Raw genomic sequence first — 19,149 nt, forward strand, 5'->3', positions numbered from 1 at the left:
TAGTGGAGACGCCTCTGCTATCCTCTTTTACATAGATTAAGAATTGCACCATAGGTCTAACAATGTGAGGTGAAAGAATGCTTTCCTATACAATTAGAAGATTATTAATGTTGATACCAGTATTACTTGGAATGGCAATTATCACTTTCTCCATCGTACATTTAATTCCAGGTAACCCAGCACAAGTTATTTTAGGGGAATCAGCAACTGAACAATCAATTAAAGACTTAGAAGAATCAATGGGATTGAATGAGCCTTATATTGTTCAGTTTGGGGTTTATATGTCGGAGTTATTACAAGGTGATTTAGGAACATCATTAAAAACGAAAGCAAGCATTAATAAAGAAATTGTTCCAAAATTGGCAGCCACATTTGAATTGACATTTTTTGCCATGATATTCGCGATCGTAATTGGTGTAAATGCTGGTATTATCAGTGCTTGGAAACATAATTCCTGGTTTGACTTCTTTGCAATGTTATTTGCTTTAGTCGGTGTATCAATGCCTGTTTTCTGGTTAGCTCTTATGGAACAGTGGATTTTTGCACAAGAGCTTGGTTGGTTACCGGCACATGGAAGGCAAGATAGCCGTAATCCAATAGAACCAATTACACATTTTTATGTTATTGATTCCATATTACATATGGATATGAAACATTTAGTCACATCATTAAAACATTTAGTGTTGCCGAGTATTGCTTTAGGTACCATCCCTATGGCAATCATCGCGAGAATGACACGCTCCAGTATGTTAGAAGTTATGAGCTCAGATTATATTCGTACCATTCGCGCAAAAGGTTCAGGCCAATTCTTAGTAATTTATAAACACGCGTTAAAAAACGCCACAATTCCCGTTTTAACGATTATTGGTTTACAGACAGGGGTCTTACTTGGTGGCGCAATTTTGACTGAAACTATTTTCAGTTGGCCTGGAATTGGACGATATATCTATGAAGCGATCAGTTATCGTGATTATCCTGTTATTCAATCTGGAATATTAGTCGTAGCATTTCTATTTGTCATTATCAATCTAATTGTCGATCTATTGTATGCATTCATAGATCCAAGAATTAAATATTAGGGGGGATATAGATGGTAACTGAAAAGAAGGACCAAGATAAAGTGGATATGCACCCTAATAAAGAAGGTTATAGTTATGATTCAGATGAGATTGCAGCTATCTCTCCTTGGAAAGATGCACTTAAGCGTTTAAGAAAAAATCGATTATCAATGGCTGGTTTATTCATTATCATTTTCTTTATATTAGTAGGCATTTTTGCACCTATATTAACATCACACGGGATTGATGACCAAAACTTAGTAAACCGTCTACAACCGCCTTCAAGTGATTATTGGTTTGGCACGGATGATCGAGGTAGAGATATTTTTACTAGGATTGCCTACGGTGCACGTATATCACTAATGGTTGGATTTGTTGCCGTAACTGGTGCCATGATATTTGGATCATTACTTGGTATTATTGCTGGTTATTTTGGTAAATGGGTAGATATGATTATTTCTAGAATTTTTGATATTATGTTAGCTTTTCCAAGCATTTTATTGGCTATTGCAATCGTTGCAATTTTAGGGCCATCTCTTCAAAATGCTCTTATCGCCATTTCGATTATTAACATTCCGATATTTGGACGTTTAGTTCGTTCAAGAGTACTTAGCTTACGTGAGGAAGAATTCGTGATGGCAGCAAAAGCTCAAGGATTAAAAAATGGAAGAATCATATTTCATCATATACTTCCTAATAGTTTAGCACCGATCATCGTTCAAGCAACATTAGGTTTTGGTACTGCTATCCTAGAAGCTGCAGCGCTAGGGTTCTTAGGGTTAGGTGCACAACCACCAACACCTGAATGGGGCTACATGTTACAAAATGCTCGAGGCTTTATACAACTTGCACCTTGGACACTAATATTCCCAGGTATCTCAATTATGCTAGTTGTTTTAGGCTTTAACTTAATCGGTGATGGTTTAAGAGATGCATTAGATCCAAAAATGAAAAGTTAATAATCTATATTACAAAATGATTTTGAGACAGAGGATAAGAAATATTAACTGTTATTCGCGAAACATTTTGACACAGCTAAAAGAAGCTGTATGTTTAGGTATTAATTATGCCTAACATTCGGCTTCTTTTAAGTTTATTAAATATTTTTCCCAAGCTCTTTTTTGTTTGTAATTTCAACAATTTTATTAACGAACCTTAATTTAGTCGAGATATGAGTTTGTTTGTTGTATACTTATGGTTGAGATGAGTACCTTCGAGGTGATAAGTCATGTGGGATAAAATACAAATTTTTGGTTTTAGGGCACTATGGAGTCCTGAGATAATATTGATTACGTTTTTATTAGGACTGTTATACTTTCTTTTTACTGGTCCTTTAAAACATAAAGCTGGCCTTACGGAGGAACCTACAACAAAACAGAAAATTAATGTTTACACTGCGTTAATTTTGTTTTATGTCGTTAAAGGTTCTCCATTATATCTGTTATCACACATCGTGTTGATGGCTCATATGGTTCAAATGGCTGTGTTTTATTTAATGGTGCCACTTCTTTTAATTAAAGGATTACCAAAAGAATGGTGGAGAAAGTTATTTAACGTACCTGTTATTAAAAACATATTGAACATTCTTACAAAGCCGTTAATTGCTGTATTATTCTTTAATACGACATTCTCTTTATACCATATACCTGTAATCTTGGATTTTTCTAAAACAAGCAATTTTGTCCATTGGTCCGTAACGTTATTTATACTTTTTGCGGCTTTCTGTTTCTGGTGGCCGTTAGTTACACCATTAGACGAACAAGAATATCTAAAGCCTTTATATAAAATCTTTTATATATTCGGTAGCGGTATGCTAATCACACCTGCTTGTGCTCTAATCATTTTTGCTAGTGATCCATTATACGCAACATATTCAGAGCCAGATGCATTTGCCAAGGCGATGGCATTGTGTGTTCCGCCAGAGGTATTGCAAAATATGACTTTAGGTGGGCCACAATTATTCTTAAATATGCCACTAGTTTATGATCAGCAAGCAGCTGGGATTATTATGAAAGTATTACAAGAAGTTATCTATGGTGCCGTTTTAGCTAGAATTTTTTACAATTGGTACAACAAAGAAAATAGAGGAATCGACCCACTACCATCGCAGCAAAATTTAACGCCTAATTATGAAAGAGGTTGAGGAGAATGAATTTGCCACTTCTACCAACGATTAGTACATCGTTTATTGTTATCAGTGCTATTTTTATTGCAATTGGATGGATCTTAATTGCTAAGAATAAACGCAAAGAGCATAGAATAGTTATGATTACGGGTGCCGCTTTTGCTTTAGCGTTTTTCATTATTTATATGTCTAGAACCATTTTTGTAGGTAATACAAGCTTTGGTGGACCAGAAGATATGAAAATTTATTACACAGTCTTTTTAATTTTTCATATTTTCTTGGCGACAACTGGTGCTGTGTTTGGATTAGTAACATTAACACTTGCCTTTAAGCGTAACATTAAAAAACATCGAAAAATTGGACCTATCACAAGTATTATTTGGTTCTTTACAGCGATAACAGGTGTTGCCGTCTATTTACTTCTATACGTGTTATATGAAGGTGAACATGGACAAAATTTATTCCAAGCAATATTTGGGGTATAAAAAAGCGATCTGACATTGTCAGATCGCTTTTTTTATATTTTCATATTAAATTTAATAATGCCTGCTTCTTTTGCTGAATTAAAAAGAATAACAACTAACGGTCCTAAGAAGAAACCTAAGAACCCGATTAACTGTAATCCTAAGAACATGGCTATTAACGTTGGTAACGGTGATAAACCAATATGATGTCCCATAACTTTAGGTTCAATCGTACGTCTTATAGCAAGTAATACGATTGCTAGAATGGCTAATTTAGTACCTAATACAATATCTCCTGTAATGAACATATATAATGACCATGGCCCAAGTATGATAATAGAACCTATGATTGGAATCAAGTCTACCAACCATATAATAATAGACATGATTAGAGCAACCTCAGGCATGATTAATAATAGTCCAATTAATGATACTGTGAAAATGATGATACTTACTAAAAATTGTGCTTTTAGGAAGCCTAATAACACATAAGACATTCTTGCATTCATGAATTTGAATTTCTCTTGAGTTTGTTCGGTCATCATACCATAGAATTTATTTCTCAGATTCGGTAAATCCAGCATAAATAAGAATAGAGCGATTAAATAAACTAGTAAACTTATGAGAAAATCTGGTATTTTCATAAAAAGTTGTGTGATACTTTCTATATAATTATAATCTTGAAGTGTTTCCCCATATGACGTTAAATTTTCTGTCACTCGCTTTTCCACTGAGTTGATAAATTCATCTGGCCATTCTTCTGTAAACGCATCAAACTTTGTTCTGAAGTCCATTAGCTCAGATTCAACATCATTTATGTATGTAGGGATGTTTTCAGTCAGTTTAATAACCTGAGCGACTACTTTAGTCGTGGTGTATGTCCCAATAGTTGCAAGAATCAGTATAAAAACTAAAAATACAATCGTGACTGAAAGTTTTCTAGAGATGCCAAACCGTCTAGTATTAAAATGAACTAACGGGTTTAAAAATAAGGCCGTTAAAAAAGCTAAGATGAGCGGGACTGAAATTGGTAAGATAAAGTAGGCTAGTACCAAAAGTAGTAAAATATAAAGCGCGATTGTCCATTGTCGTTTTGTTATATTTTTGAACAATTAGACCTAGTCCCCTTTCGTACGAAAATGTTTACATAAAGGGTACAGTTATACTGCACCCTTTATAAGTAACTTATTTAGCTTCTTCTTCGATGAATTGTTTTAATTGGTCATTGATGGTAGATAAAATACGTTCTGATTTATCAATAATATTTTGTGGGAACCCTTCTTCCTCACCATATTCTACACCGTGAGGATAGTAGTGCTTACCTAATAGTGGAGTAAGTAGTTTGATTACCGCTTTTCCTGAGTCTACTTCTCCTTCAATCGCATAACCACTTACACGAAGATAATAAGTAATATTCTTTTCTGGAGAATTCATTTTTAAGTCATAAGTAACACGCTCATAATCCCATTGACCTGCTAATACAAAACCATTTCTTTCCATAATATATGTTAATGGTTGTAGGTCTAATACAGTGTCTTTAATCTCATTGTTTTCTAATTTCATTTCATTCACCTCTACATTAAGTTTCATTAAATTCATCATATTATGAAACCGTTAATTAATCAATTATTTAAAAGTAAATATTGATAATGTGTAACATTTTATTCAAATATTATGGGCTTTGAACCATGAACACATTTTATCACTCCTAATTATAATAATAGTAACTGGCCATTTTATGTATGAAGGGGTGATAAATATGTATCACTTAGATTTACCAGAAGAAGTACGAGAATTTAAGAAATTTGTAGAAAGTAGGCATGGTCTTGTAAAGGATGTTCGTCGTGGCAAATATAGCTGGCAAGAATTATACGATCGCTGGCGTGAAAATGGAGAACAAGACCCGTTGTGGGATGAATATGAGCGTATTGAATCAATAAATGAGAGCTCATCTCCTTTGACTGGTAAGTTCTCAAATCTAATTGATATGGTATCTAAGGTTGATTTCGACCAATTTGAAAAACAAGTAAATAATTTGTCAAAAACAATTGATCAAGTTCAAGGTTTTCTGAGTAAACAAGGCCATAAAAAGTCTTATAAACAGTATAACCAAAGAAAACGATTCTTTTAACATGTAAATTGTATATTGGTAATCTCGCCTTCATTTTGATAAGATAATAATGTGGAGGTGAGTAAATGCTCGCTAATTTAGAAGTAATTGAGGTATTAGAGCATGCAGAAAAATTAGGCAAAATGATTACTGAGTCAGAAGACTTTCATATATACAGCAAGAGAAAAAAGGATTTATATCAAGATTCTGAAGCAACAAAACTTATGAATGATTTTTCAAAAATGAAAGAGCATTATGAAGATGTTCAGCGTTTTGGGCGTTATCACCCTGATTATAGTAAAATCATGAAAGAAATCCGAGAACAGAAACGAGAACTAGACATGCATGATACTGTAGCCATCTATAAGCAATCAGAAACACAACTCCAAGGATTATTAGATGATGTTTCAGAAATTATTGCTCAATCAATCAGTCCAAACATAAAAGCACCAAGAGATGGAATTGCACTTAAAGATACAGGCTCTGGATGTGGTTGTGGATCTGGTGGCGCATGTGGTTGCCAAGCCTCTTAATTTATTAGGGAATGAGGTAATAAATATGATAACTAAACGCCAAGGTATTGTAGTATGGGTAAAGCATCCTAAATACGTTAAACGTCTAAGAAGATATGGACATATGATTTACGCATCTAGAAGGCAAAAATATGTCTTACTCTATGTCAATCAAGAAGAGATAGAAGGGACTATGGAGCAAATCAAACAATTAAATTTTGTAAGAAAAGTTGATTTCTCTTATAAACCTTTTGTAGACACTGTTTATCAAAAGAAATCACCTATTAAAGAAGAAAAAGAATATGAAATTAAAAGTGTTTATTAAAAAACTGAAGCTATAACTGCTTCAGTTTTTTTGTGCTCTATACTAATTGTGGTGGTGTCCAATGTCACATCAATTATGTTGAGAGATTGATGATTGAACCGTTGGTTTGTGACTCGCTATCGGCGGACGCTTGCCGTGCCCGCGGAAAGCGAAGCATTTTGATGGAGCGATGTTAAATATAATCATTAAAAGGATAAAAAGTGGATGGTGTAAATTTTACACCACCACATTTGAAATAGACCCTTTTTTATGACCTTATAATATGGTTTAACCTTAATATCGCAATTAATTGTTGATAATATAAATCAATTTCATGATACGTTTCCGCTGGAGGGACCACCAATTCGATAATAGGCTTATTAATTTGATCACTAACCGTTTTAAAAGCTTCATAACGTACATTCGACTCACCCTCTTGCGGTTTTGGAATTCCTTCCAGACATATGTATATGGGTTGGAAATTCCCTTGAGTTGTCGGTTTAAAGACAGCAGCAATTGATGTACGCTCTTCGTCATTCTTTATTGTATGAAATGCTAATAAACTTTCAACTCTTTCAGGCATAGACTCTATTAAAGTAAATAGTTCATATATATCTCCATAACCTTCTCCAAGTTTGATAAACCTTTGTGTCATGACAATACCTCCTCAATTCCCTTTATAATGTAGCATGTTTCATTTATTTTGTGAAATAACATAGTCACTTAACTGTCGTTTTGTTAAAATAATAGTCGAATTGTGTAATTTACAGTAAGATAACAAAGTTGATTTTAAATAAATGTATAAAAAAAGTGGCCTTTCTTAAATCTATAGATTAAAGAAAAGCCACAACTCTCCGTTACATAACAGAGAGAGTACAAAAAGGGAGAGGAGAAACCGGAAGAAGGTCTTATGGGGAATGATAAGACTTTCTCCGAGTCGAACGGATTCCTCTTAAATTCCGTTCTAGAAGCTATTATTACCAATAGAGAAAAATATATACATCAAAAAATTAAAAGTTGGTGAGAAAATGAGAGTGATAGCTGGGTCACTAAAAGGGCATCCTATTGTTGCTGTTTCTAATCAAAAAACGAGGCCGACGACAGACAAGGTTAAGGAAGCTTTGTTTCAAATTATTGGACCTTTTTTTGATGGTGGAAGGGCTTTGGATTTATTTGCTGGAAGTGGGAATCTGGGAATCGAAGGTATTAGTAGAGGGCTGGAGCATGTAACATTCGTTGATCAACAGTTCCATGCTATACAGACGATTAAACAGAACATTAAACAACTGAATTTAACTCAGCAATGTGAAGTTTATCGTAATGACGCTTTTAGAGCAATGAAGGCAGCAGGTAAAAGAGGAAAAACATATCATTATGTCTTTTTAGATCCACCTTATGGTAAAGTCTCTTTTGATAAGCTGTTAAAGGAATTGACTGAGCACGAATTACTTGAAGACGGTTGTTTAATTATTTGTGAGCATACTCAAGAGGAAGAATTGCCAGATTCTTTTGAAAGATATACAATGTTAAGGCGAGACGATTATGGTTCATTAACGCAGATTACGATATATCGATATGATGAGGGGGATACAGATGCCTAAAACAGCTATTTGCCCAGGGAGTTTTGACCCAATTACATATGGTCACTTAGATATTATTAGAAGAGGGGCTAAGATCTTTGACCATGTTATTGTAGCGGTTTTTAATAACCAATCTAAATCACCGTTATTTTCTGTTGAAGAACGACTAGCATTGATTGAAGAAGCGACTAAAGACCTTCCGAATGTTTCTTGTGACGTTAGTCAAGGTTTATTAGTTGACTATGCTAAGAAAAAGCATGTTGATGTTATCTTGAGAGGACTTCGAGCAGTTAGTGACTTTGAATATGAAATGCAAATTACATCTATGAACCGTAAGTTGAATAAAGATATTGAAACGTTTTTCATGATGACAAATAATCAGTACTCTTTCTTGAGTTCAAGCATTGTTAAAGAAGCGGCTAAATATGAATCAGATGTTTCAGACTTAGTCCCTGAAAATGTAGCACAAGCTTTAAAAGAAAAATATTCTACAAACTAATCAAAAATAGTACCCACGTCATTGTATGGGTACTATTTTTGTGTTCTAATCCTTGAAATAAGGAATAAACATCCAATGGTCAAGGCACTAATGGAAATTAAGTGACCATAATTCTCTAGCCAATTCCATAAATCGAACCAAAAATAATCATGAGAAATCTTACCTTCTGAACCTACCGTAATATCTTTTGGAGAGTATGCATTTCGGTTTAAATAAAGTGGTTTATATAGAATGATCGTTAACCATACTGAAAATACAATATGCAATAATCGTGCAAAGAAATAAGGTGCAAATTTGATATCTGTGGTGGATAGTATGCTTGCAACTTGAGCTTGAATTGAAAATCCATTAAAAGCTAATATTGCACTAACAAAAACTAATTGTATTAATAAAGATAGGTTATCAATTTGCGAAATCATTTGTGCGCCTAATGTTATTTCAAATAATCCTGCTATAAATGGTAAGGATAATGAATCCGGGACAGAGAACCATTCAAAAATATGTCCAATAAGTATTCCAAGGTGATTGGTGATCCCTGTTAAGAACAGTAATTTATTTATGACTGAAAAAAGGATGATAAAACCACCTACGACTACTAGTGTTTGTATTGATGAGGAGACAGCTTGTCCGAGAACTTGACCTAAGGGCTCATTCTTCTTAAGACGTTCATGGTGTAACGTTTGCCAGGCTCGTTTAACAAATGATTCTTGATTTTGATCTATTTTTTTAATCGTTCGTTCCTCGCGATATTTATAGAATTTCATACATAAACCAACTAATATAGCACCTACATAATGGCTAATGGCTAATAGTAATCCGGTTTTTGGATCGTGGAAAAAGCCAATTGATATTGCACCAAATATAAATAATGGATTTGAGGCGTTCGTGAATGATACTAAGCGTTCAGCTTCAGTTTGTGTAAGGACTTTCTCCTGTCTAAGTCTAGCGGTTATTTTCGCCCCTGATGGATAACCACTAGCTAGTCCCATTCCAAGCACTACACCACCGGCCCCTGGTATATTAAATAAGGGTCTCATTAAAGGCTCCAAAATCATTCCAATGACTTTTACCACTCCAAAGGCAAGCAATAATTCTGCTATAATAAAGAAAGGAAGCAAGGAAGGGAATACGATTTCAAACCATAGCTTTAAACCTCTAATAGAGGCTTCAAAAGATTCGTCTGGGAATGTAATGATTGCAATTGCTAAAAAAATAGTGCTAATAGTATAAAATAAAGTTCTAATCTTATTTAACACATGTATTCCTCCTATGGCATTCCTAGCTGTACGAATAGACCATCGCATAGTTAAATATAATGAATAAAGAAAAGGAATTTGTCTTATACACTATACGCGAAATGGTCGAGTATATATGCATAGTTGATTATTAAATTTGGACAGGAGGCAGCATATGAGCCGGCCAAAAATCGGGTTAGCATTAGGGTCAGGTGGTGCCCGTGGATTTTCACATTTAGGTGTTATAAAAATCTTAGAAAAACATGATATTCCTGTAGATTATATTGCTGGCAGTAGTATGGGAGCATTAGTCGGAGCTTTTTATGGTGCTGGACAATCAATTGAACAAATGTATCAATTGGCTCTAACGTTTAAACGAAAATATTTTATGGATATTATGGTGCCGAAAATGGGATTGATCCAAGGGGAGAGGATTAAATCCTATATTAAGATGTTTACATATAATAAAAGGCTTGAGGACTTTGATATCCCAGTTTCTATTGTGACAACAGACATTTATAGTGGAGAAAAAGTAGTATTTAATGAAGGAGATGCCGCATCAGCTGTAAGGGCTAGTATTTCGATCCCAGGCATTTTCGTTCCGGAGAATATTGATGGTCGATTGCTAGTCGATGGTGGTGTTATTGACCGCATTCCGATATCTGTTGTGAAGGACATGGGTGCAGATATTGTGATTGCTGTGGATTGTTCAAAATTCGAACAAAATACAGAAGTGTATTCAATTTACGATATCATTATGCAAAGTATTGACATTATGCAAAACGAGATTACAAACTATCGTATGGTGGATGCTGATGTCGTCATGCGACCTGAAGTATATTCTTATAGTTCACGAAATTACACACAAATCGCAGAAATTATCGAAAAAGGTGAAAAGGAAGCAGAAAAGCAAGTTGAATCAATAAAAAAAGCAATAGAAGATTGGAAGGGTCTTAATGCAAATTAATCGTAAGCAGTTTATTTTATACTCAATAATATTAGTATTAGTAATTTTCTTATCTAGCTTTAAATTAGATTATTACATTTATCAACCTGGTGGCATATATGCTTTAGATGAAGTTGTTAATGTGGACCAAAGGTTTGAGAGTGAAGGTGAAATGCATTTAGTAACTGTTCGTGGTGGGCAGGCTACCCCAATTTATTACTTATGGGCGAAAATTAGACCATATTATGAAATCTATGATTTAGACGATATTAGACCTGAGGGGATTAGCCAAGAAGAGTATATGAACACTCAATTACATATTATGGAGTCATCTCAAGAAGCGGCCACAGTTGTTGCATTTAAGGCATCAGATCGTGAAATCGATATCGAATATAAAGGTGTTTATGTAATGGGTGTTGTGGACGGTATGCCTGCAGATGGTAACTTGCAACCTGGTGATCAAATTGTAGAGATTGATGGAAAAGCTGTTAACTCATCACAAGAGGTTCTTGAGATAATCTCAAATTATTCAAAAGGCGAAGATATTGAAGCGAAGGTAATTAGAGAAGATGAAGAGATGAATGTATCGTTTGCGTTGGGTACGTTTCCTAATGAACCTGATCGTGTTGGAATGGGTGTTTCTTTAGTGACAGATCGTGACGTTACAGTGGATCCTAAAGTTAACTTTGATAGTGGAAGTATCGGGGGACCTAGTGCCGGCCTAATGATGTCATTAGAGATATACGATCAATTAACAACAGAAGATATCACTAAAGGATATTTGATAGCAGGTACTGGTGAAATTGACTATGAAGGTAATGTTTACCGTATTGGTGGCATAGATAAAAAGATAGTAGCAGCAGATCGTGACGGTGCGGATGTCTTTTTTGCTCCAAACGAAAAAGGGAAAGATGGGTCTAACTACGAGGTAGCGAAACAAACTGCAGAAAAAATCGGAACTGATATGGAAGTTGTACCAGTTGATACATTTCAAGATGCGATTGATTATCTAGAAAGTCTTGAAACGAAATAAGAACTATATTGGATAAATTTACATAAAACCCGTACAATGATTATTTTTAATCGCTGTACGGGTTTATATTTTGCTACTTCTTATTTAATAATAATTGGCCCTTTTAATTCTTGTTTTTTGAGTTGTTGTTTAATCTTTGGCGAGTGAGGAATATAGTAAGCATCGGTTGCTTTTTCTTCTAACTTCATCATTGGGTGCTTCGTTTCTTGCATGTTTGAAACAAGAGGGACACCCATATCTTTCTTAATAGTTTGGACATACTCACGGCCATGTTGATTCATACCTAAAATTCTAACGTATGGTGGCTGAGTAAGCTCTTTATAAGGTTCAAGGTCTTCTTTAGTTGTATTAGTTAAAAGGTGAACAAACACTCTTTGAAGCCTTGTCCAAGTGTATCGTTTCGTTTTTAGGATTGTCATCCAATGTTGAAAGGAAGTGGCTTCTTGTACAGTTTGTTTTAAACGATATTCTAAACCTTCAATAACACCTTGAATACTTTGAAGTTCTTCGTGCGATTTGGTTTGGACTAAAAGTTGTAAATATGGGAAGTATAATTCCCAATCGTGCCAATTAGAAGTGAGGTTTAAATAATGGTGTAACTGATTCACTGTTGATTCTGGTAATGCTTTAATAGCAAGAGCTGTCATTTCTCTTTTGTTAACAATTTCTTTGCGAATACTTGTGGCACTAGCTATTTCATGCTCGATTTGCTCATCATGGTAACCACTTTTCGTTCGTTTGATTGTTTCAGGTTGTATTGATGAATGAAGTTCTTTAATGGCCTTCACATAGCTAAAGCCTAATATATTATTAGGTTGTCCTAAATCAATATCACCTGATGCTAAATCAATGGTTTGATAAGCTTTCTTACTTGCTTGAGGAAAAGATAGACCTTCGTTTAAGTGTTTATGTAGTTGTTGTTTGAAGTTCGCTTCTTGCTCTTGATAATGCTCATAGCCTTTAATGAAAGGCTCTATCTTACCAGCTTCACTTCCAAAACAAACATAGTCGACATCTAGTTCGGATAATGTTAAAATAGCTCCTCTAGCAAATAGGTCAGCATATTGAACAGCATAAACGAATGGCAGTTCTACCACTAAGTCTACACCACTTAGTAATGCAGCTTTTGCACGATGGAACTTATCTATAATGGCAGGTTCACCTCGCTGAAGAAATGAACTACTCATAACGGCAATCATGATATCTGCATTCGTTTTTTCTTTGGATCGTTCAACGTGATATAAGTGTCCATTATGGAATGGATTATATTCAACGATTAGTCCACATGCTTTCATGTTAAACACCGCCTAATTTGTTTGATAATTCTAATTTAGAAGGAAATAGCTATAAAATCAAGTTGAACTTGATTAAAATAAATGGTGTTAAGAAAAAATATTGACAAAAGGTCCATTTCCTTTTACAATAACTCTTGTTGCCTTGAGGTGATATGTATGAAATTTTCCTTACAAAAAATTAAAAGAGAAGCTCCATATGATTTTGAAGATACGGTAAACGTAGATGAATTAGAACGTATGGAAAACGATATTAGGAGCATTACCGATGTAAAGGTAAAAGGTGAAACTACTGTCCAAGGTGAAACGTATACATTTCGTTACACTGTTAAAGGGACAATGACGTTACCTTGTGCTAGAACTTTAGTTGATGTTCCTTATGATTTTGAAGTTCAAGCTGTCGATCAGTTTACAACTAGTGAGTATACTGCACAAAATGATGAAGATATTCATTTTATTGATCAAGAAATGCTTGACTTACTGCCTTATATCAAGGAAAATATTTTATTGGAAGTTCCTTTAAGAGTTTATAGTGATGAGGCAACGATCGATAATATCGTTTCTGAAGGAAGCGGTTGGGATCTTCTTCAAGAAGATGAACATTTAGATTTAAAAGCTAAACATGAAGAAGAAAAGAAGAAGGTAGACCCACGTTTATCTTCATTAAAAAAATTCTTTGATGAAAAAGATGATTAATGTTTAATAATTCCTGATTCACATAATCCGGGATTACTTTAAGGGAGGTGTAACACATGGCAGTACCAAAGAGAAGAACTTCTAAAAAAGTAAAGCGCCAGCGTCGTACGCACAAGAAATTACATTTACCTGGAATGGTAGAATGTTCAAATTGCGGTGAATATACAAAACCTCACCACGTTTGTAAATCATGTGGTCACTATGATGGTAAAGAGGTAGTAGAGAAGTAATAAAGAGATGTCTCATCAAATGAGGCATCTTTTTTAATATTATTTAAAGTCGTCATTGATTATTTGATTAGAGGAGAGAAGACGATGGGAGATAGTCAATTAACTATACATCCAAATGAATGCGCTGTCATAACCTTGAATCGACCTGAAAAGCTAAATTCTGTATCCAAAAAAATGATTGGAGAGCTTAATCAATATCTAGAAGAAATAAGTAAACGCAACGACCTTAAATTTTTAATAATTACAGGGAGTGGTCAAAAGGCATTTTGTTCGGGTGGAGATTTAAATGATTTTCATGGTGAGATGACAGAAGAGGAAGCCTATCAATTACTTCAACCGATGAAGGAAGTTTTATATAAAATTGCCTCAATACATATTCCGACGATTGCCTGGATGAACGGTTTAGCAAGAGGTGGGGGCTTAGAAATCGCATCTGCTTGTGACTTCCGCTTTGCTTCACCTAATCAAAGCTTCGGTTTTATTCAAGGTAAGTTGGGTATATCAACAGGTTGGGGTGGCGGCACCTTACTTTATGAAAGAATCAACCCTCAACTTGCTTTTCAATGGATGATTGAAGCTGATGTAAAAAGTACTGACGAACTGCTCAGCATAGGGTTTATACAGAAAATCATTACTAATTTAGAGATTTCTAAAGAAAACCCAGTTCTAGAAGCGTTTTTTAATAGAAGTTGTGAACAAATGGTTCATTGGAAGAATCAGAGATTAATAAAAATGCCATTAGATCAACTTAATATAAAAATGGATGAAGAAGTTAAAGCTTGCAGTAAACTATGGGTTTCGGATGACCATAAGAAGGCTGTGAAGCAATTTTTATCTAAAAAATAATCTCTAATTCCTTCTAACCCCTTTACGTGTTGCATAGAGTAATATTAAAGTTAATAGAGTTAAGGGGTGTATAGTGATGTCAACGAGGCAGGATGCATGGACGAAAGATGAAGATTTACTGCTAGCTGAGACCGTATTACGTTATATACGAGAAGGTAAAACTCAAATGAAAGCATTTGAAGAGGTCGGTGAACGACTATCGAGAACTCCACAGGCGTGTGGGTTTAGATGGAATGCTAATCTTAGAAAACAATATCGACAAGCTATAGACTTGGCGAAACAAAGTCGTAAAAAATTAAGTGACTCAACAGGTTCTACTCCTCAGTACCCACGTTTAAAAGCATTTGATGAGGTCATTACTCAACTAGAGCAACTGAAAGGTGTATATTATACGCAAGGAGAAGCAGGTAGGAGTGACTCTGAACATCTTCAGTTAAAGCAACAAATAGAACAGTACGAAAGTATTATAGATGATATTTATGAAAAGATTAGTGAAGTTAAAAATAAACAACGAAATTAAAAACACTCTTCCATCTTTCAGATAGATGGAAGAGTGTTTTGTGTTTATTCGGATTCTACGTTCTTTTCGTCCACACCTTGTGGCATCCAAATGAATGGGTTTTGCCCTAGGTCACGTTCCATTTCGTAAGTCGCTGGCTGGAAGCCCATCTTTTCCCAAAAGCCTTGTGAATTAATTCTCGCATTTGTTTTAATTGGTAAACCGAAGCTTTTAGCAAAGTTAACTAATTTTTCACCGAAGCCTCTATGACGATAGTTTTCTAATACTTCTAACTTCCATAATTCTAAGTAGTCTTGTTTTGGGTCAAAGTAATAATCGTATTTTTGATTAACTTGGTATAAGCTCATACGTGCTACTAATGAATTACCGTAATAAATGCCAAAGAACGGGGATTCACTGTTATTTTCAATCATGTTGTGTTGCAAATCTTCTAGCATAGATAATTCTTGTATACCATATTCTTTGAACTTTTTAAATTCCTCTAATGTTTTGAAATTAATTAGTAAACGTTCTACTTCGCCTGACATATCTATAAGCCCCCTTATTCTTGCTAATTCCCATTATAATATAAATACTCTCTATTGAAAATGGAAGCCCTTTATTTTGAATACAATCATTTTTTGGACGATTTAGGACTATTTTCTGATAAAATATAATTAATAACTTATTATTTGTTGAAATAGGTGAAGGTATGGACATTGGTATTATTGGATTAGGTGCAGTTGGATTATTCATGGCTTCAAAATTATCCAATCGACATCAAGTTACAGGTTACGCACGGAATAATGAGCAAATTAAACAGATTAATGATCACGGTATATTAATTGGTAATGAACAATTTAATATAAATATTGAACATTCAACAAAATTCAAACGTCATGATTTAATTATAGTTTGTGTGAAACAAACGCATTTAAAAGACCTTTTGCCTCTATTTAAAACAATCAATCATACTCGCATATTATTTCTTCAAAATGGGTTAGGGCATGTTGAGCGTGTTGATCAATTGAATCATGATGTGGTTTTGGGTGTTTGTGAACACGGTGTTAAAAAGGTTAGCACTAATCAAGTCAATTTAAACGGTTTAGGGCAAATTAGAATAGGGTCAAAGCTAAACTCAAAATTAGCACAACAAATTCAAAAACAAATAAATGAATCTTCATTCCCTGTTATATATGATGAAAATATATTACATACCATTCAGGAAAAGTTAGTTGTAAATAGCGTTATTAATCCTATTACTGCATTAATTGAAGTGAAAAACGGTGAAATATTAAGCAACCCATCATTAAAGAAGATAGCTTGCAAATTGAGTAATGAAGCTGCTCAATTTTTTGGTTTCAATCAAGATACGTGCTGGAATCAAGTTCAACGCGTAGCCCAAAATACTAAGAATAATTTTTCTTCGATGTTAGTTGATATTCAAGCAAAACGACCTACAGAGATTGATTATATTAACGGCTATATAATTAAACACTCCATAGAGTTATTACCAACTCAAGAATGTATGTATGACCTTATTAAAGCTAAAGAAAATTATTATAAAAGGAGTTAGCTATGGAGCTATTAGCAACACTAATTGCCTTACTAGCAACTATGCCATACATAACATTTTTTATTATATTTTTCGTGTATAGGAAGTTGACCAACCAAGCAACGAGATCGACTAAACTAGCAGCTGATTTATCTAATGTGTTCTTTCTATTAGCTGTAAATGCGATTTTGTTTATTATTTTTAATCACTCTTTTCTAGTGTATTTCTTTTTACTATTGTTGATAGGGGTTATTATAGTCATATGTATTCAATGGAAAAAAGAAGAAGAGGTTAATATTCGAAGAGCTTTTCGGGTTGTTTGGAGGTTAGCATTCATTGTATTTGCTATAAGTTATACGGCCCTAATTCCTTTTGGGATATTCATTACTTATTAGCTCAAAACAAATAATGTGAAATTCTTTTCGTTATTCGTTACAATTACATACGGAATAAACATGTGAGCTCGTAAAAGGAAGGTATTAATATATGAAGTGTCATTCAATCGAACTAGTGAAACAGTCATCTTTAATTAAAGATTATCGTAATCGTGAAGAAAGCATTTATAAACATTTTCATTATGATCCTTATCATTTAAAGAACTTTAAAAAGCGTTACGAGTATTTAATGGAACAAACTTATAAGAGAGAGCAATTGGCTGAAGTTTTATTAAAGCAAAATGAAAAGTGGGGACTTACCGATCAAGTTAGACATCATATTGAGTTATTAAAGCAGCCAGAAACAGTTGTTGTAATCGGAGGACAACAGGCGGGTTTATTGACAGGTCCGCTATATACTGTAAACAAAATTGTTTCAATTATCGTTCAGGCAAAAGAACAGAGTGAGTATTTAGGTCAACCCGTTATACCTGTATTTTGGATTGCTGGTGAAGACCATGATTTTGAAGAGATTAACCATATACACACGTATCAACACGATCAGCTGAAAAAGCATAAAGTTGATACTGACGCATTAAATAAAACTCCTGTATCAAAAAGACCTATAGATTCAGAAGAAATGGATGAATGGTTGGAACAGACCTTTTCAACATTAAAGGAAACACAATATACTAAAGAGTTATACAAGTTAATTAAAAGTACTTACCAAGATAAGGATTCTTATGTGGACTTCTTCGCTAAGTTAATTCAAAAATTTTATGCATCTGAAGGGTTAGTATTAGTAGATTCGGATCACCCTGACCTTCGTCAGTTAGAAAAAGATTACTTTAAAGAAATGATTAATCATCAACCGTTGATTGCAGAATCGGTTGTAAATCAACTGGAGAGTCTTGAGGGTCAAGGATATACCGTTAATTTGGATGCTTCAACTGAAGATGGACATTTATTTTATCATTTAAATGGAGAAAGATTATTATTAGAAGTTATTAATGGACAGTGGGTATCAAAAGATGAGCAGATCACTTTAACACAGGATGAAATATTAGATGAAGTTAATCGACACCCTGACCGTTTTAGTAATAATGTTGTGACACGACCAATGATGCAAGAGATGGTATTTCCGGTGTTATCATTCATCGGGGGACCTGGGGAGATTGCTTATTGGGCAACTTTGAAGTCAGCGTTTGAGGCTTGTAGGTTACAACTTCCGATTATCACACCTAGATTGACGATGACACTATTTCAGCCAAAACATAAGCCGTTATTAGAGCGATATGGCATGGAATTAGAGAAGGTTATTAACGAGGGTACAACTCAATACAAGTTAAATTGGCTGAAAAGGCAAACTTCTTCACCAGTAGAGTCTTTGATTGATCAAGTTAACAAAGAAATTGAATCAATACATCAGCCTATTCGAAAGCTGGCAGCTGAAATACAAGACGACTTAGGAGCTTATGCTGAGTCTAACCTTCGAATCATTCAATCAGAGTTGAGAAAAGTAGAAAAACGGATGTTAAGTGAGGTTAAAAAGAAACACCAACATTCAATCGACCAATTTAATGAATTAAATGATTACTATTACCCGTATCGTGGGTTACAGGAGAGAACGTGGAATATTATATACTTTATGAATGAATATGGACTGGAATTACCACTACAAATATTGAATGTTCCACCAAGGTGGGAGCAAGATCATCTAGTTTTAGAAATTTAACCACTCAGTCACCACCATCCCCCACCTTAATTTTTTATATAAAAACCCTGTTAAAA

At 34.3% G+C, this 19,149-nt stretch carries 24 protein-coding genes; 18 read left to right on the forward strand and 6 right to left on the reverse strand.

Going from position 1 to position 19,149, the window contains the following annotated elements:
• The first annotated feature begins 77 nt into the window (after positions 1–77).
• The 4 genes from ACTWQB_RS08285 to ACTWQB_RS08300 all read left to right on the forward strand — a co-directional run bounded on the left by ACTWQB_RS08285 (position 78) and on the right by ACTWQB_RS08300 (position 3,668).
• A complete protein-coding gene (locus ACTWQB_RS08285) occupies positions 78–1,079 on the forward strand; it encodes an ABC transporter permease (RefSeq protein ID WP_443138720.1) in 1,002 nt (333 codons plus the stop codon).
• Positions 1,080–1,126: 47 nt separating this feature from the next.
• Entirely contained in the window at positions 1,127–2,017 is an 891-nt protein-coding gene (locus ACTWQB_RS08290; protein ID WP_443138821.1) for an ABC transporter permease, read from the forward strand.
• A gap of 269 nt (positions 2,018–2,286) precedes the next feature.
• A complete protein-coding gene (gene ctaG, locus ACTWQB_RS08295) occupies positions 2,287–3,201 on the forward strand; it encodes a cytochrome c oxidase assembly factor CtaG (RefSeq protein ID WP_443138721.1) in 915 nt (304 codons plus the stop codon).
• Between the two features lie 11 nt (positions 3,202–3,212).
• Complete coding sequence (locus ACTWQB_RS08300) at positions 3,213–3,668, forward strand: DUF420 domain-containing protein (RefSeq protein ID WP_443138822.1); 456 nt, start codon at positions 3,213–3,215, stop codon at positions 3,666–3,668.
• A gap of 32 nt (positions 3,669–3,700) precedes the next feature.
• Here ACTWQB_RS08300 and ytvI read toward each other — a convergent pair whose 3' ends face one another.
• Both ytvI and ACTWQB_RS08310 read right to left on the reverse strand, forming a co-directional pair.
• Complete coding sequence (gene ytvI / locus ACTWQB_RS08305; protein ID WP_443138722.1) at positions 3,701–4,759, reverse strand: sporulation integral membrane protein YtvI; 1,059 nt, start codon at positions 4,757–4,759, stop codon at positions 3,701–3,703.
• A gap of 73 nt (positions 4,760–4,832) precedes the next feature.
• Entirely contained in the window at positions 4,833–5,210 is a 378-nt protein-coding gene (locus ACTWQB_RS08310; RefSeq protein ID WP_443138823.1) for a YugN family protein, read from the reverse strand.
• Positions 5,211–5,406: 196 nt separating this feature from the next.
• Here ACTWQB_RS08310 and ylbD point away from each other — a divergent pair, with 196 nt between their 5' ends.
• The 3 genes from ylbD to ACTWQB_RS08325 all read left to right on the forward strand — a co-directional run bounded on the left by ylbD (position 5,407) and on the right by ACTWQB_RS08325 (position 6,594).
• Positions 5,407–5,778: a spore coat protein YlbD gene (gene ylbD, locus ACTWQB_RS08315; protein WP_443138723.1), complete on the forward strand. Its 372-nt coding sequence runs from the start codon at positions 5,407–5,409 to the stop codon at positions 5,776–5,778.
• A 65-nt stretch (positions 5,779–5,843) separates the two neighbouring features.
• A complete protein-coding gene (locus ACTWQB_RS08320) occupies positions 5,844–6,290 on the forward strand; it encodes a YlbF family regulator (protein WP_443138724.1) in 447 nt (148 codons plus the stop codon).
• A 25-nt stretch (positions 6,291–6,315) separates the two neighbouring features.
• Positions 6,316–6,594 (forward strand): YlbG family protein, encoded by a 279-nt coding sequence (locus ACTWQB_RS08325; protein WP_443138725.1) that lies wholly within the window; start codon positions 6,316–6,318, stop codon positions 6,592–6,594.
• A gap of 247 nt (positions 6,595–6,841) precedes the next feature.
• On the opposite strand, the gene ACTWQB_RS08330 is transcribed toward ACTWQB_RS08325, so the two are convergent.
• Entirely contained in the window at positions 6,842–7,228 is a 387-nt protein-coding gene (locus tag ACTWQB_RS08330) for a DUF7147 family protein (RefSeq protein WP_443138726.1), read from the reverse strand.
• A gap of 373 nt (positions 7,229–7,601) precedes the next feature.
• Between ACTWQB_RS08330 and rsmD the strand changes: the two genes are divergently transcribed.
• On the forward strand, positions 7,602–8,174 hold the full coding sequence (rsmD, locus tag ACTWQB_RS08335; protein WP_443138727.1) for a 16S rRNA (guanine(966)-N(2))-methyltransferase RsmD: 573 nt from the start codon (positions 7,602–7,604) through the stop codon (positions 8,172–8,174).
• Complete coding sequence (coaD, locus tag ACTWQB_RS08340) at positions 8,167–8,652, forward strand: pantetheine-phosphate adenylyltransferase (protein ID WP_443138728.1); 486 nt, start codon at positions 8,167–8,169, stop codon at positions 8,650–8,652. The genes rsmD and coaD overlap by 8 nt, the downstream gene beginning before the upstream one ends.
• Before the next feature lie 32 nt (positions 8,653–8,684).
• On the opposite strand, the gene ylbJ is transcribed toward coaD, so the two are convergent.
• Positions 8,685–9,908: a sporulation integral membrane protein YlbJ gene (gene ylbJ, locus ACTWQB_RS08345; RefSeq protein WP_443138729.1), complete on the reverse strand. Its 1,224-nt coding sequence runs from the start codon at positions 9,906–9,908 to the stop codon at positions 8,685–8,687.
• Between the two features lie 154 nt (positions 9,909–10,062).
• On the opposite strand from ylbJ, the gene ACTWQB_RS08350 reads away from it, so the two are divergent.
• On the forward strand, positions 10,063–10,854 hold the full coding sequence (locus tag ACTWQB_RS08350; RefSeq protein WP_443138730.1) for a patatin-like phospholipase family protein: 792 nt from the start codon (positions 10,063–10,065) through the stop codon (positions 10,852–10,854).
• On the forward strand, positions 10,844–11,866 hold the full coding sequence (locus ACTWQB_RS08355; protein ID WP_443138731.1) for a SepM family pheromone-processing serine protease: 1,023 nt from the start codon (positions 10,844–10,846) through the stop codon (positions 11,864–11,866). Before ACTWQB_RS08350 ends, ACTWQB_RS08355 begins: the two co-directional genes overlap by 11 nt.
• Before the next feature lie 80 nt (positions 11,867–11,946).
• On the opposite strand, the gene ACTWQB_RS08360 is transcribed toward ACTWQB_RS08355, so the two are convergent.
• Positions 11,947–13,161 carry a nucleotidyltransferase gene (locus tag ACTWQB_RS08360; protein ID WP_443138732.1) on the reverse strand — a complete coding sequence of 405 codons (1,215 nt, stop codon included), beginning with the start codon at positions 13,159–13,161 and terminating at the stop codon, positions 11,947–11,949.
• A 156-nt stretch (positions 13,162–13,317) separates the two neighbouring features.
• On the opposite strand from ACTWQB_RS08360, the gene ACTWQB_RS08365 reads away from it, so the two are divergent.
• The 4 genes from ACTWQB_RS08365 (at position 13,318) to ACTWQB_RS08380 (ending at position 15,450) form a co-directional block, all read left to right on the forward strand.
• Complete coding sequence (locus ACTWQB_RS08365; RefSeq protein WP_443138733.1) at positions 13,318–13,854, forward strand: YceD family protein; 537 nt, start codon at positions 13,318–13,320, stop codon at positions 13,852–13,854.
• Positions 13,855–13,910: 56 nt separating this feature from the next.
• Positions 13,911–14,084: a 50S ribosomal protein L32 gene (gene rpmF, locus ACTWQB_RS08370; protein WP_443138734.1), complete on the forward strand. Its 174-nt coding sequence runs from the start codon at positions 13,911–13,913 to the stop codon at positions 14,082–14,084.
• An 84-nt stretch (positions 14,085–14,168) separates the two neighbouring features.
• Positions 14,169–14,930, forward strand: a complete 762-nt coding sequence (locus ACTWQB_RS08375; protein ID WP_443138735.1) for an enoyl-CoA hydratase/isomerase family protein — start codon at positions 14,169–14,171, stop codon at positions 14,928–14,930.
• 73 nt (positions 14,931–15,003) lie between these two features.
• Positions 15,004–15,450 (forward strand): RsfA family transcriptional regulator, encoded by a 447-nt coding sequence (locus tag ACTWQB_RS08380; RefSeq protein WP_443138736.1) that lies wholly within the window; start codon positions 15,004–15,006, stop codon positions 15,448–15,450.
• A 44-nt stretch (positions 15,451–15,494) separates the two neighbouring features.
• Here ACTWQB_RS08380 and ACTWQB_RS08385 read toward each other — a convergent pair whose 3' ends face one another.
• Positions 15,495–15,977, reverse strand: a complete 483-nt coding sequence (locus tag ACTWQB_RS08385) for an N-acetyltransferase (protein WP_443138737.1) — start codon at positions 15,975–15,977, stop codon at positions 15,495–15,497.
• 164 nt (positions 15,978–16,141) lie between these two features.
• Here ACTWQB_RS08385 and ACTWQB_RS08390 point away from each other — a divergent pair, with 164 nt between their 5' ends.
• From ACTWQB_RS08390 to bshC, 3 genes are all read left to right on the forward strand, one after another.
• Positions 16,142–17,005 (forward strand): 2-dehydropantoate 2-reductase, encoded by an 864-nt coding sequence (locus ACTWQB_RS08390; RefSeq protein WP_443138738.1) that lies wholly within the window; start codon positions 16,142–16,144, stop codon positions 17,003–17,005.
• A 2-nt stretch (positions 17,006–17,007) separates the two neighbouring features.
• The gene (locus tag ACTWQB_RS08395; RefSeq protein ID WP_443138739.1) at positions 17,008–17,379 is read left to right on the forward strand and encodes a DUF3397 domain-containing protein; all 372 of its coding nucleotides are present in this window, start codon (positions 17,008–17,010) and stop codon (positions 17,377–17,379) included.
• 91 nt (positions 17,380–17,470) lie between these two features.
• A complete protein-coding gene (gene bshC, locus ACTWQB_RS08400; protein WP_443138740.1) occupies positions 17,471–19,093 on the forward strand; it encodes a bacillithiol biosynthesis cysteine-adding enzyme BshC in 1,623 nt (540 codons plus the stop codon).
• Positions 19,094–19,149: the final 56 nt, after the last annotated feature.

Origin of the sequence: Piscibacillus sp. B03 (genome assembly GCF_052246295.1) — a bacterium.
Taxonomy (GTDB): domain Bacteria; phylum Bacillota; class Bacilli; order Bacillales; family Alkalibacillaceae; genus Piscibacillus.

Coding starts and splice junctions, on each gene's coding strand:
- ACTWQB_RS08285 (WP_443138720.1), top strand. CDS start 78: ATGCTTTCCTATACAATTAGAAGATTATTAATGTTGATACCAGTATTA.
- ACTWQB_RS08290 (WP_443138821.1), top strand. CDS start 1,127: ATGCACCCTAATAAAGAAGGTTATAGTTATGATTCAGATGAGATTGCA.
- ctaG (WP_443138721.1), top strand. CDS start 2,287: ATGTGGGATAAAATACAAATTTTTGGTTTTAGGGCACTATGGAGTCCT.
- ACTWQB_RS08310 (WP_443138823.1), bottom strand. CDS start 5,210: ATGAAATTAGAAAACAATGAGATTAAAGACACTGTATTAGACCTACAA.
- ylbD (WP_443138723.1), top strand. CDS start 5,407: ATGTATCACTTAGATTTACCAGAAGAAGTACGAGAATTTAAGAAATTT.
- ACTWQB_RS08320 (WP_443138724.1), top strand. CDS start 5,844: ATGCTCGCTAATTTAGAAGTAATTGAGGTATTAGAGCATGCAGAAAAA.
- ACTWQB_RS08325 (WP_443138725.1), top strand. CDS start 6,316: ATGATAACTAAACGCCAAGGTATTGTAGTATGGGTAAAGCATCCTAAA.
- ACTWQB_RS08330 (WP_443138726.1), bottom strand. CDS start 7,228: ATGACACAAAGGTTTATCAAACTTGGAGAAGGTTATGGAGATATATAT.
- rsmD (WP_443138727.1), top strand. CDS start 7,602: ATGAGAGTGATAGCTGGGTCACTAAAAGGGCATCCTATTGTTGCTGTT.
- coaD (WP_443138728.1), top strand. CDS start 8,167: ATGCCTAAAACAGCTATTTGCCCAGGGAGTTTTGACCCAATTACATAT.
- ACTWQB_RS08350 (WP_443138730.1), top strand. CDS start 10,063: ATGAGCCGGCCAAAAATCGGGTTAGCATTAGGGTCAGGTGGTGCCCGT.
- ACTWQB_RS08355 (WP_443138731.1), top strand. CDS start 10,844: ATGCAAATTAATCGTAAGCAGTTTATTTTATACTCAATAATATTAGTA.
- ACTWQB_RS08360 (WP_443138732.1), bottom strand. CDS start 13,161: ATGAAAGCATGTGGACTAATCGTTGAATATAATCCATTCCATAATGGA.
- ACTWQB_RS08365 (WP_443138733.1), top strand. CDS start 13,318: ATGAAATTTTCCTTACAAAAAATTAAAAGAGAAGCTCCATATGATTTT.
- rpmF (WP_443138734.1), top strand. CDS start 13,911: ATGGCAGTACCAAAGAGAAGAACTTCTAAAAAAGTAAAGCGCCAGCGT.
- ACTWQB_RS08375 (WP_443138735.1), top strand. CDS start 14,169: ATGGGAGATAGTCAATTAACTATACATCCAAATGAATGCGCTGTCATA.
- ACTWQB_RS08385 (WP_443138737.1), bottom strand. CDS start 15,977: ATGTCAGGCGAAGTAGAACGTTTACTAATTAATTTCAAAACATTAGAG.
- ACTWQB_RS08390 (WP_443138738.1), top strand. CDS start 16,142: ATGGACATTGGTATTATTGGATTAGGTGCAGTTGGATTATTCATGGCT.
- ACTWQB_RS08395 (WP_443138739.1), top strand. CDS start 17,008: ATGGAGCTATTAGCAACACTAATTGCCTTACTAGCAACTATGCCATAC.
- bshC (WP_443138740.1), top strand. CDS start 17,471: ATGAAGTGTCATTCAATCGAACTAGTGAAACAGTCATCTTTAATTAAA.